Genomic DNA, 13196 nt, shown 5'->3' on the forward strand with positions numbered 1-13196 from the left:
TGGGTCGGATGCGATGACCCCGCCTTACGCGGGTTGTTCGCCGAAACCGCCTCCGCCCGGCGTCTCGATCACGAACACGTCGCCCGGTGTCATCTCGACCGAGCCGATGTGATCCAGCGCTTCGCGCGTTCCGTCGACCCGCTCGACCCGGTTGATGCCGGGCTGCCCGGCCGAACCACCCGCCATGCCGAACGCGCCGTGGCGGCGGCCGTTGGACAGGATCGACGCCGTCATCGGCTCGAGGAAGCGCACGCGTCGCACGCCCCCGTCGCCGCCCTTGTGCAAGCCGGTGCCGCCCGAGCCCTTGCGGATCTCGTAGCTGTCCAGGCGCACCGGGAAGCGGAATTCGAGCACCTCCGGGTCGGTCAGCCGCGAGTTGGTCATGTGGGTCTGCACGACGCTCGTGCCGTCGAAGTCGGGCCCGGCGCCGGAGCCGCCCGAGATCGTCTCGTAGTACTGGTAGCGCGCGTTGCCGAAGGTGAAGTTGTTCATCGTGCACTGGCCCGCGGCCATCGCGCCGAGCGCACCGTACAGCGCGTTGGTGATGCAGGTCGAGGTCTCGACATTGCCGGCCACCACCGAAGCCGGCGGGTGCGGGTTCAGCATCGAGCCATCGGGAATGATCACATTCAGCGGCTTCAGGCAGCCGGCGTTCAGCGGGATGTCGTCGTTCACCAGCGTGCGGAACACGTACAGCACCGCCGCCATGCAGACCGCCGTCGGCGCGTTGAAGTTGTTGGTCAGCTGCGCGGAGGTGCCGGTGAAGTCGATCTCGGCGCTGCGCGCGGCGGCATCGACGCGGATCGCGACGCTGATCTGCGCGCCGTTGTCGAGCGGCAGCGTAAACGCGCCGTCCTTCAGGCTCGTGATCACGCGACGCACCGATTCCTCGGCGTTGTCCTGCACGTGGCCCATGTAGGCCTGCACCACGTCGAGCCCGAAGTGCTCGACCATCCTGCGCAGTTCCTGCACGCCCTTCTCGTTCGCGGCGATTTGCGCCTTCAGGTCGGCGAGGTTCTGCTGCGGGTTGCGCGACGGGTGCGCGCCACTGCTCAGCAGGGCGAGCATCTCGGCCTCGCGGAGCACGCCGCGATCGACCAGCTTGACGTTGTCGATCTGCACGCCCTCTTCCTCGATGCGGGTCGAGAACGGCGGCATCGAGCCCGGCGTCACGCCGCCGATGTCGGCGTGGTGGCCCCGCGAGCCGACGTAGAACAGGATGCTCGCGTTGTCGGCATCCCAGACCGGCGTCACGACCGTCACGTCCGGCAGGTGCGTCCCTCCGTGATACGGGTCGTTCAGCACGTACACATCGCCCGGCTGCATCGAGCCGGCGTTGCGCGCGACCACCGTCTTGATCGACTCGCTCATCGAACCCAGGTGCACCGGCATGTGCGGCGCGTTGGCAATCAGGTTGCCGCTCGCATCGAACAGCGCGCAGGAGAAGTCGAGCCGCTCCTTGATGTTGACCGAGTACGCGGTGTTCTGCAGCTGCAGCCCCATCTGCTCGGCGATGTTCATGAACAGGTTGTTGAAGACTTCGAGCATCACCGGATCGACCGTGGTGCCGATCGCGCGGCGCGCCTCGCGCGGCTGCACGCGGTCGAGCACCAGGTGGTCGAGTGCGGTCACGCGCGCCTGCCAGCCGGGCTCGACCACGGTGGTCGCGTTCTTCTCGGCGATGATCGCCGGGCCATCGATCAGATGGCCGGGACGCGTGGACTCGCGCACCACCAGCGCGGCGTCCCACCAGCGGCCGCCGCTGAACAGCCGCACGGTCGCGGCCGACGGCGCGGCGCCACGGGCCTCGATGGCGTGACGCGGTTCGGCCGGTGCGTCACCGGCGCCGACGGCCTCGACCGAGACCGCCTCGACGATCAACCGCCGCTCGCTCATCAGGAACGCGAAGCGCTGACGGTACGCCGCCTCGAACGCTGCACGGATCTGGTCGACGCTGCCGAACGGCACGACCAGCGCCGAATCGGTGCCCTCGTAGCGCACGTGCACGCGCCGGTGGATCTGGACCTGACCGCTGCTGACACCCTGGCGCGTCAGCTCGTCGCCGGCCTCCTGCGCGAGCGCATCGACGCGCGTGGTGACGGCGTCAAGCGCCGCGGCCAGCGGCTGTTCGATCGCCGCCTCGCGCATCACGCTCTGGTCCGCCAGCCCCATGCCGTAGGCCGACAGCACGCCGCCCAGCGGGTGGGCGAACACGCGGTTCATGCCGAGCGCATCGGCGACGCGACAGGCGTGCTGGCCCCCGGCGCCGCCGAAGCATTGCAGCGCATAACGCGTGACGTCGTAGCCGCGCGCGACCGAGATCTTCTTGATCGCGTTGGCCATCGCGCCGACCGCGATGTCGACGAAGCCTTCGGCCACTTCCTCGGGCCTGCGTTTCACGCCGGTCGCCGCTTCGATCTCGGCGGCCATCGTGGTGAACTTGTCAGTCACCACCTGGGCGTCCAGCCGCTCGTTGGCCTGCGGCCCGAACACCTCCGGGAAGTAGGCCGGCTGGATCTTGCCGAGCATCACGTTCGCATCGGTCACCGCCAGCGGCCCGCCACGCCGGTAGCAGGCCGGCCCGGGATTCGCGCCGGCGCTCTGCGGCCCGGCGCGAAAGCGCGCGCCGTCGAACGACAGGACCGAGCCACCGCCGGCCGCCACCGTGTGAATGCTCATCATCGGCGCGCGCATTCGCACGCCGGCCACCTGGGTCTCGAAGGCGCGCTCGAACTCGCCGGCGAAGTGGCTGACGTCGGTCGACGTGCCGCCCATGTCGAAGCCGATGACCTTGTTCGTGCCGAGATCGTCTTCGGCAATCTGCGCCGTGCGCACCATCCCGACGATGCCGCCGGCGGGGCCGGAGAGGATCGCGTCCTTGCCCTGGAACGCGTGCGCGTCGGCCAGACCGCCGCTCGACTGCATGAAGAACAGCTTGACGCCCGGCATCTCGCCGGCCACCTGCTCCACGTAGCGGCGCAGGATCGGCGACAGGTAGGCGTCGACCACGGTCGTGTCGCCGCGCCCGACCAGCTTCATCAGCGGGCTGACCTGGTGCGAGACGCTGATCTGCGTGAAGCCGGCTTCCTTCGCGAGCCGCTGCGCCGCCAGTTCGTGCGCGGGGTAGCGGTAGCCGTGCATGAACACGATCGCGACGCTGCGCAGCCCGGCGTCGAACGCCGCCCACAGGCGCTCGCGCAGGTGCAGATCGTCGAGCGGTTGCACCACGTCGCCGTGCGCGCCCATGCGTTCGGCGGCCTCGATCACCCGCGAGTAGAGCAGCTCGGGCAGCACGATGTGGCGGTCGAAGATGCGCGGCCGCTCCTGGTAGCCGATGCGCAACGCATCGCGGAAGCCCCTGGTCGTGACCAGCAGCGTCGGCTCGCCTTTGCGCTCCAGCAGCGCGTTGGTCGCGACCGTGGTGCCCATCTTCACGCACTCGACCCGGTCCGGCGTGACCGGCTCGCCCGGCTCCAGCCCGAGCAGGTGGCGGATGCCGGCCACCGCCGCGTCACGGTACTGCTCGGGGTTCTCGCTAAGCAGCTTGTGGGTCACGAGCGTGCCGTCGGGTCGCTTGCCGACGACATCGGTGAATGTGCCGCCGCGGTCGATCCAGAACTGCCAGCGCTTGGGGGTGGAGAGGCTTGTCATCTGGAGAGTCCCTGAAAGCGCTGGCGCAGCAGCGTGGTGATGTCGAGCACGGTGCGACCGGTGGCGGCGCGCACCGCGTCGGCGTACGGCGGCATGTTGGTGCATTCGAGCACGATCGTCGAGAGCCCCGGGTGGCGGGCCACCAGGCGCGCCGCGGCGGCCACGGTCTGGGCGCGGGCGTCGTCGGTGTCCAGTGCCGGTTCGTCGTTCAGCAGCGTGCGGTGGAAGGCGCTGCCGGCGGTGAGCCCCTCGACCGGCGTATCGGTCGCAGCGCCCGCGGCGCGCAGATGATCGACGGTCAGCGAGGCGCCCTCGGCAGTCACGACGCCCGCTTCGCGCAGCCCGGCGAGCTGCAGCAGGCTCGAGGTCCACACCGGCACCGGCAGCGCCGCCTGCAGTTCGCGCTGGAACAGCACGAGGAAGCCGCAGCTGGTCGCGATCGCGGTGGCGCCCTCGTCGACCAGCGCGCGGCCCGCGTCGACGAAGGGCTGCAGCAGCGCCGGGTCGCGTTCCCGCACGACACGCTGCGGCGAGGCGCCGCGCACCACGCGGTATCGCAGCGGAAAGTCGAACGTCAGCGGGTTGCCGATGTCGCCGACGACGCGCGGAAAGCGCGTGTCGAGCATCAGCACGCCGAGTTCGTGGATCACAACGAGGTCGCCGCGCGCGCAGCCTGGTCGTACATGCCGGACATCGTGCGCAGCAGCCGCGCCATCTCGCCGATGTCGGCATTGCGCTCGGCGTCGAGGTTGTCGATCAGGCAGGCCTCGCGGACCTCGCGGTACTGGCGCACCGCCGCTTCGCCGGCCGGCGAGGGGCTGTAGAGCACCTCCTTGCCGACCTTCTCCGCGCGCACCAGGTCGGCGGCGACGAGCTTCTTGAGCGAGTACGCGACGACGTGGGTGTCCTCGTAGTTCAGCACGAAGCAGATGTCGGCCAGCTTCTTGTTGCGCTCGCGGTGCGCCAGGTGGTGCAGCACCAGGACGTCGGTGATCGTCAGGTCGGGGCAGCCGGCGGCGGCCATGCAGCGCATCGCCCAACGCGAGAACGCGTTCCACGCGACGATCATCCCGAACTCGAACTCGGACAGCTCGACGCTCCGGGGCGAGACCAGGTGCGACGACGAGACGATGCCGCGCGAATGCGCCTTGCCCTTGGCGGCCGGCTTGGCGGTGACGCGGGAGTCTTTCAACGGCAGCCTTCGAAACGTTGATAATTTATTGACAATTTATCGGAGTTTCATCGACACTGCAAGCCGGTAGAACAACCGATGCCCGCCCGATCGGCACGCTCTATGCTTTTGCGGCCCACCTCGTGGATCCAACCTCTTCAACCGGAGTGCTCATGAACCTGACACGTCGCCTCGTCTGCCTCGCCTCGATGCTCACCCTCGCGGGCACAGCCGCGGCCCAGACCAAGTGGGACCTGCCCGCCGCCTACCCGGCCAACAACTTCCACACCGAGAACCTGACGCAGTTCGCGGCCGATGTCGACAAGGCCAGCGGCGGCAAGCTGAAGATCACCGTGCACGCGAATGCCTCGCTGTTCAAGGCGCCCGAGATCAAGCGCGCGGTGCAGGGCGGGCAGGCGCAGATGGGCGAGATCCTGATGGCCAACTTCCAGAACGAGTGGCAGATCTTCGGCATCGATGGCCTGCCCTTCCTCGCCGACAGCTACGACGCCTCGGCCAAGCTCTACAAGGCGCAGAAGCCGGCCCTCGAGAAGAAGCTCGGCGAGCAGGGCATGATGCTGCTGTACGCGGTGCCGTGGCCGCCGCAGGGCATCTACGCGAAGAAGCCGATCGCCTCCGCGGCCGACCTCAAGGGCCTGAAGTGGCGCGCCTACAGCCCCGCCACCGCGCGCATCGCCGAACTGGTCGGCGCGCAGCCGGTCACGGTGCAGGCGGCCGAACTGTCGCAGGCGATGGCCACCGGCGTGATCGAGAGCTACATGTCCTCGGGCTCGACCGGCTACGACACCAAGACCTACGAGTACATCAAGTTCTGGACCGACACCCAGGCCTGGCTGCCGAAGAACGCGGTGCTGGTCAACAAGGCCGCGTTCGACGCGCTCGACAAGCCGACGCAGGCCGCGCTGCTGAAGGCCGGCGCCGATGCCGAGGCGCGCGGCTGGGCGCTGTCGAAAGCGAAGAACACCGAGTACATCGACCTGCTGAAGAAGAACGGCATGACGATCGTGCCGCCGGCGCCGCAGCTGGTCACCGACATGAAGAAGGTCGGCGACACGATGCTGAAGGAGTGGCTCGAGAAGGCCGGTCCGGAAGGCCAGGCTGTCGTCGATTCCTACAAGAAGATGTGATGGTCGGCGCCGCCCCACTCCCTGCGGCGGCGCCCTCGGCGTTGCGCCGCACGCTCGACCTGATCTACGACACGGCCGCCGCGCTCGCGGCGGTCTTCATGGTGCTGCTGCTGGTGATGGTGCTGCTGTCGATCCTGAGCCGGCAGCTGCACTTCAACATCCCCGGCATCGACGCCTACGCCGGCTACATGATGGCCGCGACCGGTTTCCTCGCGCTGGCCCACACGCTGAAAAGAGGCGAGCACATCCGCGTGACGCTGCTGATCGGTTCGCTCAAGGGCAGCTGGCGCCGCGGCTTCGAGATCTGGGCGCTTTTCGCGGCCTCGCTGCTGGCCCTGCTGGCGGCCTTCTACAGCTGCAAGCTGGCGTGGCAGTCCTATACCTTCCACGACATCTCGACCAGCAACGACGCCACGCCGCTGTGGATTCCCGAGCTGACGATGGCGATCGGCACCGTGGTGCTGGCGATCGCGTTCATCGACGAACTGGTGCTCGAGCTGCGCGGCCAGCGCGTCGTGATCACCTCCGAAGAGGCTTCTCACAATGAGTGACTTCGCGATCACGGCGCTGTTGATCGCGTCGCTGTTTCTGATCCTCGGCAGCGGTGTCTGGATCGGCCTCACGCTCTCGGGCGTCGCGTGGATCGGCATGCAACTGTTCAGCTCGCGTCCGGCCGGCGACGCGATGGCGGTGACGATCTGGGGCTCGTCGTCGAGCTGGACGCTGACCGCCCTGCCCCTGTTCATCTGGATGGGCGAGATCCTGTTCCGCACCCGGCTGAGCCAGGACATGTTCAAGGGCCTCGCGCCGTGGATGCAGGCCCTGCCGGGGCGGCTGCTGCATGTCAACGTAGTCGGCTGCGCGATCTTCGCGGCGGTCTCGGGTTCGAGCGCGGCCACCTGCGCGACCATCGGCAAGATGAGCCTGCCCGAGCTGAACAAGCGCGGCTACCCGGACATCATGTCGGTCGGCTCGCTCGCAGGCGCCGGCACGCTCGGCCTGCTGATCCCGCCGAGCATCATCATGATCGTCTACGGCGTCACCGCCGACGTCTCGATCTCGCAGCTGTTCATCGGCGGCGTGATCCCGGGCGTGCTGCTGGCAGGGATCTTCTCGCTCTACATCGCGTTCTGGTCGCTGACCCACAAGGATCAGATCCCGCCGGCCGACGCGATGATGACGCTGGGCCAGAAGCTGCACGAGTCGCGCCACCTGATCCCGGTCGTGCTGTTGATCGCCGCGGTGCTGGGCTCGATCTACAGCGGCATCGCCACCGCCACCGAGGCCGCCGGGCTGGGCGTTGTCGGCTCGCTGATCCTGTCGGTGCTGCAGGGCTCGATGAGCTGGGCCACGTTCAGGGATTCGCTGATGGGCGGCACGCGGCTCTACTGCATGATCGCGCTGATCCTGGCGGGCGCGGCATTCCTGACGCTGAGCATGGGCTACATCGGCCTGCCGCGCCACCTGGCCGAATGGATCGGCGGGCTGGGCCTCAGCAAGTTCCAGCTGATCATGGCGCTGACCGCTTTCTATGTCGTGCTCGGCTGCTTCCTCGACGGCATCTCGATGGTCGTGCTGACCATGGGCGTGATCATGCCGACGGTGCAGAAGGCCGGCATCGACCCGCTGTGGTTCGGCATCTTCATCGTGATCGTGGTCGAGATGGCGCAGGTCACGCCGCCGGTGGGCTTCAACCTGTTCGTGCTGCAGGGCATGACCAACCGCAGCATCGTCTACATCGCCCGCGCCGCCTTGCCCTTCTTCCTGCTGATGGTCGCGATGGTCGTGCTGCTGTACGTCTTCCCGCAGATCGTCACCTACCTGCCGCTGCACATGCGAGGCTGAGGGGCCTGCCGGCGCAGAACTGGGCGGCCGGAACCGCGCATTTCGGGGTTTCGCGCAGACCCGGCACCGGCATCATCGATGCGGATGGAAAGTCGGCGAGCGCTGCCCCGGGTGCAGCGCGTCGACTCGCCCGCAACGAGGACGCCGCGATGGCAGACATGTCGATTCCCCTGGACTGCGATCTGAGCCTGGCCGCCAGCGGCGGCGCCGATCCCGACTTCGCGGCCAAGGCCCGGCGCGAGCCGTTCTGCTGGCCGACCCCCCCGTACGCCTCGTATCCCATCGCCGCGCCGCAGACCGACCCCGAGCCGTGCGAGATCGTCGGCCTCAACAATGTCCGCACGTCCGGGCGCCTGACCTTCTTCGTGCCGGACGAAAGCGTCGCGCACGTGCAGCTGCAGAAGGCCCGCACCACCTTGCCGTTGCGCTTCGACCAGTTCCGCTCGCTCACGCTGACCGACCCGCTTGTCCCGGGTCACCTCGCCGCGAGCGATCCGCACGCGGGCCTGCTCGCGCACCGCACCAGCTCGCTTTACCAGCTGACGCTGAAGGGCGGCGTCGAAGTGACCGGCAACACGGTCGGCCATGTCGAGAACGACCTGGGCCTGTTCCTGTTCCCGCCCTGCGCGGAGTCGGGCTCGGCGGACGACGACGGCAGTGTCACCCGCAGCTTCATCCCCCGCAGCGCCTACACGCATTTCGAGATCGGCTCCAGCATCGGCGAGCTGCTGGTCGAGCAGCACAGCGCCACGCCGGCGCAGATCGAGCAGGCGATCGACGTGCAGCAGCAGCTGCGCAACCGCAAGCTCGGCGACGTGCTGGTCACGCGCGAGGTCGTCACGCCGGCGCAGCTGCTGGAAGCGATCGACCGCCAGGCCAAGATGCCGATGGTGCGGATCGGCGAGGCGCTGGTCTCGCTCGGCATGATCAACGGGAAACAGCTCGACGAGGCGCTGGCCCAGCAACAGAACGACCGCAGCGTGCCGCTCGGTGAATTGCTGGTGCGCATGGGCGTGGTCTCGCGCGAGGACCTGCAGATCGCGCTGGCCCGCAAGATGGGCTACCCGCTGGTCGACATCGAGACCTTCCCGGCCGAGGCCGAGGCACTGCGCCGGCTGAGCTACCAGGTGGCATCGCGCCTGCAGGTGATGCCGCTGCTGCTGCGCGACGGGCGGCTGGTCGTCGCGATGGACGACCCGGCGCGCCGCCGCGCCGCGGTCGAGGAGGTGGAATTCAGCGCCCAGATCAAGGTGGTGCCGGTGCTGGCCGACGGCCGCCTGATCGGCCCGGCGCTGCACCTCGCGTACGAGAAGATCGGTGCCGTCGACGGCCCGGTCCGCACGATCGGCGAGGACGCGGCGATGTCGTTGAAGTTCGACCTGCCGGACACCGACAAGCTGGTCGAGACGCTCGAGAAGGAAGGCCTGGAGCGCGCCGGCGACGACGACCGGCCGATCGAGCAGTCCGACAACTCCCTGGTGCGCCTGCTCAACAACATGATCATCGAGGCGAACCGCGAGGGCGTCTCGGACATCCACATCGAGAGCTACCCGGGCCGCGAGAAGATCCGCGTGCGCTTCCGCAAGGACGGCGTGCTGCGCACCCACCTCGAGCTGCCGCCGAACTACCGCAACGCGCTGATCGCCCGCGTCAAGATCATGTGCGACCTCGACATCTCCGAGCGCCGCAAGCCGCAGGACGGCAAGATCAATTTCGCCAAGTTCTCACCGCAGCACAAGCTGGAACTGCGGATCGCGACGATCCCGACCAACCACGGCCTCGAGGACGTGGTGATGCGGCTGCTGACCTCCGCCAAGCCGATGCCGGTGGACCGCCTGGGGCTGTCCGCCGACAACCTCGCGCGCCTGAAGCACGCGGTCGAGCGCCCGTACGGCATGGTCCTGTGCGTCGGCCCGACCGGCTCAGGCAAGACCACCACGCTGCACTCCGCGCTCAGCCACATCAACGTGCCCGAGCGCAAGATCTGGACTGCCGAGGACCCGATCGAGATCACCCAGCCCGGCCTGCGCCAGGTGCAGGTCAACCCGAAGATCGACTGGACCTTCGCGAAGGCCCTGCGTGCGTTCCTGCGCGCCGACCCGGACGTGATCATGGTCGGCGAAATCCGCGACCAGGAGACGGCGCAGATGGTCGTCGAGGCCTCGTTGACCGGCCACCTGGTGATGAGCACGCTGCACACCAACAGCGCGCCCGAAACGGTGACGCGCCTGCTCGACATGGGGCTGGACCCGTTCAACTTCGGCGACTCGCTGCTGGCCGTGCTGGCCCAGCGCCTGGTGCGCAAGCTGTGCACCCATTGCCGCACGGCCAAGCCGGCGACCAAGGACCAATCGGACGAGCTGATCGCCGACTACATGCAGGCCTTCGGCACCGAGCCTGCGGTGCAGCGCGACGCCGTGCTGGCCGGCTGGGCCCAGCGCAACAGCCGCGGCGGCCGCCTGATGCTGCACCACAGCCCCGGCTGCATCGAGTGCGACCAGACCGGTTTCAAGGGCCGCGCCGGCATCCACGAACTGATGGTCGTCTCGCGCGAAGTACGACGCATGATCCAGACCCGCGCGCCGGCCGAGACGCTGCAGCGCATCGCGATGGCCGAGGGCATGCGCACGCTGCGCCAGGACGGCATCGACAAGGTGCTCGACGGCGTCACCACGATCGAGGAAGTGCGCGCCACGAGCAACGTGTGACGCGCCGCTAGAATCCTCAGCCCGGCGTCACTCGGCGCCGCGCCCCTGAAGGATTCGACGTGGATTTGAAGCTGCCGATCAAGATATTCGACGAACTGACCGAATCGGTGATCGAGTCGACCGGCATGCTCGACCTGGCCAGCGGCGAGATCCGCAGCGTCGAGTACGACGACTACAACGCCGAGACGTCCGGCCTGCCCGCTGAGGACAAGACCTACGAGTTCACCTCGGGCCTGTTGACCAACGGCTCGAAGGATGTCGAATTCCGGATCGAGGTCGACGTGATGTCGGGCCTGTATTCGGTGACGCCGAGCGAACTGCTCGAGCTCAAGGGGCGCGCCGCGAAGCTGTTCACCGCCGGGCCGACCGACGCGGCACCGACGATCGCGCCCCGCAAGTCGCGCTGACCGCGGGGCCCCACCGCGGGCAGGGTGTAAGAAGCCCGCCGCCCGGGCGACTTCCGACGGACCCGACAATCCGCGCAGGAGTTGCCCGCCATGAACCGCACGCCCCCGCTTCCCCGCCGTGCCTTCGTCTCGACGCTGGTCGGCGTCGCCGCGGCGATCGGCGCCGCCGCGATCGTCGGCATGCCGATGTCGACCCGCGCGGCCGCCGAGACCGTCTTCAAGATCCCGCCGCTGGTCGATCCCGGCCCCGCCGATGCCGGCGCCACCTCGGCGACCGCGGTGTTCGCCGGCGGCTGCTTCTGGGGCGTGCAGGGCGTGTTCCAGCACACCAAGGGCGCGCTCAACGCGGTCTCGGGCTACGCCGGCGGCAGCAAGGCCACGGCGCGCTACGAGCTGATCGGCAGCGGCCTGACCGGCCACGCCGAGGCGGTGCAGGTCACTTACGACCCGCGCCAGGTGTCGTACGCGCAGCTGCTGCAGATCTTCTTCTCGGTCATCCACGACCCGACCCAGCTGAACCGCCAGGGCCCGGACCGCGGCACCCAGTACCGCTCGGCCGTGTTTACGACCGACGCGGCGCAGAAGCAGGCTGCCGAGCGCTACATCGCGCAGCTCGACGCAGCCAAGGTCTACCCCGCGAAGATCGTCACGCAGGTCGGCCCGCTGGTCGCGTTCTACCCGGCCGAGGACTATCACCAGGACTATGCGACGCTGCACCCCGACTCCGGCTACATCGCCACCTTCGACCTGCCCAAGATCGCCGCGCTGAAGACGATGTTCGCCGCGCAGTACCGCGCCGAGCCCGTGCTGGTTGGCCAGCGGGGCGTGGCCGCCCGCAACTGAAGGGCGACGATGCGGTAAGGTCGCGCCGATGCTCTTCGGCCTGACCACCGCTTACTGGTTGACCGTCCACAGTTTCGTGACCATCGTCGCGGTGCTGCTGTACGCGATCACCGCGCACGTGCTGCAGCAGCGCCGCCACCCCACCGCCGCGATCGCTTGGGTGCTGTTCATCGTGCTCGCGCCGTACGTCGCGCTGCCCGCGTTCCTCACCTTTGGCTCGCGCAAGCAGGCCCGCCCGCGCAACCGGCCGCTGCTGGCACCGCCGGCCACCGATGCCGAGGGGCCCTGGGCGATCCAGACCGCACTCGCGCTCGGCCAGCCGGAACCCCAGGCCTACGAGGACCTGCACATCCACGCCGATGGCCCGGCCGCGCTCGCGGCGCTGTGGGGCACGATCGCCGGCGCGCGCCACACGATCGACCTGTGCACCTTCATCGTCGGGCGCGACGCGGTCGGCTACACGCTGATCGAGCGCCTGAGCGCGAAGGCGCGCAGCGGCGTGCAGGTGCGCGTGATGGTCGACGGGCTGGGCAGCCTGATGCGCAGCCGCCCCGACCTGCGCGCGTTGCGCGACGCCGGCGTGGCCTACCTGCTGTTCGTGCCGCCGCTGCATTCGCCGCTGAAGGGCCGCACCAACCTGCGCGACCACCGCAAGATGCTGGTCGCCGACGCCGGCTTCGAGACGCAACGGCTGTGGTGCGGCGGGCGCAACCTGGCGAGCGAATACTTCACCGGGGAGCCCGGCCGGCCGCCCTGGCACGACCTGAGCTTCGACCTGGGCGGCCCGTTCGTCGCGCAGGCCGGCGCGCTGTTCGAGCACGACTGGGCGTTCGCCGGAGGCATGCCGCGATCGCCGTTGCCGATCGGTCCGACCGACCCGCTGTCGCACTGCGCGCAGCTGATCGCGTCCGGCCCGGACCAGGCCGACGACACCGTCTACTCGCTGCTGATCACCGCCGCCTACCGGGCGCGGCGCCGGATCGCGCTGATCACGCCGTACTTCGTCCCCGACGCCGCGCTGCTGACCGCGCTGTGCCTGGCGGCCCGGCGCGGCGTGCAGGTCGACCTGCTGATGCCGTCGCGCTCGAACCACCGGTTGTCCGACATCGCCCGCAGCCGCGCATTGCGCGCGCTGGCCGCCGCCGGCGGGCGGCTCTGGACGGTGCCGCACATGCAGCACGCCAAGCTCGTGATCGTCGACGAGACGCTGGCGCTGGTCGGCTCGACCAACCTCGACAGCCGCAGCCTGTTCCTGAACTACGAGCTGATGGTCGCGTTCCACGACCGCACCGCGATCGCGGGCTTCGCGGCCTGGTTCGAGACCGAATGCGCCGAGGCGCACGCGCTGGTCCCGCGGCGCGCCGGGCTGCTCACCGACGTCGGTGAAGGGCTGGTGCTGTGGCTCGGGTTTCAGCTCTGACGC

At 69.0% G+C, this 13196-nt stretch carries 10 protein-coding genes; 7 read left to right on the forward strand and 3 right to left on the reverse strand.

Annotation, left to right across the window (positions count from 1 at the left end; all coding sequences use genetic code 11):
* Window positions 1-24: 24 nt before the first annotated feature.
* From ASC76_RS08395 to ASC76_RS08405, 3 genes are read right to left on the reverse strand one after another with little or no spacing between them, the layout of a single operon-like run.
* Window positions 25-3651, reverse strand: coding sequence for a hydantoinase B/oxoprolinase family protein (locus ASC76_RS08395; RefSeq protein ID WP_056464788.1), 3627 nt, complete (start codon window positions 3649-3651; stop codon window positions 25-27).
* Window positions 3648-4301 (reverse strand): aspartate/glutamate racemase family protein, encoded by a 654-nt coding sequence (locus ASC76_RS08400; protein WP_371262092.1) that lies wholly within the window; start codon window positions 4299-4301, stop codon window positions 3648-3650. Before ASC76_RS08400 ends, ASC76_RS08395 begins: the two co-directional genes overlap by 4 nt.
* Window positions 4298-4843, reverse strand: a complete 546-nt coding sequence (locus tag ASC76_RS08405; RefSeq protein ID WP_056464791.1) for a winged helix DNA-binding protein — start codon at window positions 4841-4843, stop codon at window positions 4298-4300. Before ASC76_RS08405 ends, ASC76_RS08400 begins: the two co-directional genes overlap by 4 nt.
* Before the next feature lie 152 nt (window positions 4844-4995).
* Between ASC76_RS08405 and ASC76_RS08410 the strand changes: the two genes are divergently transcribed.
* The 7 genes from ASC76_RS08410 to ASC76_RS08440 all read left to right on the forward strand — a co-directional run bounded on the left by ASC76_RS08410 (window position 4996) and on the right by ASC76_RS08440 (window position 13193).
* Window positions 4996-5970 (forward strand): TRAP transporter substrate-binding protein, encoded by a 975-nt coding sequence (locus tag ASC76_RS08410; RefSeq protein ID WP_082548925.1) that lies wholly within the window; start codon window positions 4996-4998, stop codon window positions 5968-5970.
* 41 nt (window positions 5971-6011) lie between these two features.
* Window positions 6012-6521, forward strand: coding sequence for a TRAP transporter small permease (locus ASC76_RS08415; RefSeq protein WP_056467122.1), 510 nt, complete (start codon window positions 6012-6014; stop codon window positions 6519-6521).
* Window positions 6514-7815, forward strand: coding sequence for a TRAP transporter large permease (locus ASC76_RS08420; protein ID WP_056464793.1), 1302 nt, complete (start codon window positions 6514-6516; stop codon window positions 7813-7815). The genes ASC76_RS08415 and ASC76_RS08420 overlap by 8 nt, the downstream gene beginning before the upstream one ends.
* A gap of 818 nt (window positions 7816-8633) precedes the next feature.
* Window positions 8634-10523 carry a GspE/PulE family protein gene (locus tag ASC76_RS08425; RefSeq protein ID WP_056467125.1) on the forward strand — a complete coding sequence of 630 codons (1890 nt, stop codon included), beginning with the start codon at window positions 8634-8636 and terminating at the stop codon, window positions 10521-10523.
* Between the two features lie 59 nt (window positions 10524-10582).
* Window positions 10583-10930, forward strand: coding sequence for a hypothetical protein (locus ASC76_RS08430; protein ID WP_056464795.1), 348 nt, complete (start codon window positions 10583-10585; stop codon window positions 10928-10930).
* A 90-nt stretch (window positions 10931-11020) separates the two neighbouring features.
* A complete protein-coding gene (gene msrA / locus ASC76_RS08435; protein ID WP_056464797.1) occupies window positions 11021-11773 on the forward strand; it encodes a peptide-methionine (S)-S-oxide reductase MsrA in 753 nt (250 codons plus the stop codon).
* A gap of 28 nt (window positions 11774-11801) precedes the next feature.
* A complete protein-coding gene (locus ASC76_RS08440; RefSeq protein ID WP_082548928.1) occupies window positions 11802-13193 on the forward strand; it encodes a phosphatidylserine/phosphatidylglycerophosphate/cardiolipin synthase family protein in 1392 nt (463 codons plus the stop codon).
* The last annotated feature ends 3 nt before the right edge of the window (window positions 13194-13196 follow it).

Source organism: Rhizobacter sp. Root404, from assembly GCF_001425865.1.
GTDB lineage: Bacteria > Pseudomonadota > Gammaproteobacteria > Burkholderiales > Burkholderiaceae_C > LMDS01.

What these genes read in the sequence shown, in the direction of transcription:
- msrA (WP_056464797.1), top strand. Translation starts at nt 11,021, where the DNA reads ATGAACCGCACGCCCCCGCTTCCCCGCCGTGCCTTCGTCTCGACGCTG.
- ASC76_RS08395 (WP_056464788.1), bottom strand. Translation starts at nt 3,651, where the DNA reads ATGACAAGCCTCTCCACCCCCAAGCGCTGGCAGTTCTGGATCGACCGC.
- ASC76_RS08410 (WP_082548925.1), top strand. Translation starts at nt 4,996, where the DNA reads ATGAACCTGACACGTCGCCTCGTCTGCCTCGCCTCGATGCTCACCCTC.
- ASC76_RS08420 (WP_056464793.1), top strand. Translation starts at nt 6,514, where the DNA reads ATGAGTGACTTCGCGATCACGGCGCTGTTGATCGCGTCGCTGTTTCTG.
- ASC76_RS08440 (WP_082548928.1), top strand. Translation starts at nt 11,802, where the DNA reads ATGCTCTTCGGCCTGACCACCGCTTACTGGTTGACCGTCCACAGTTTC.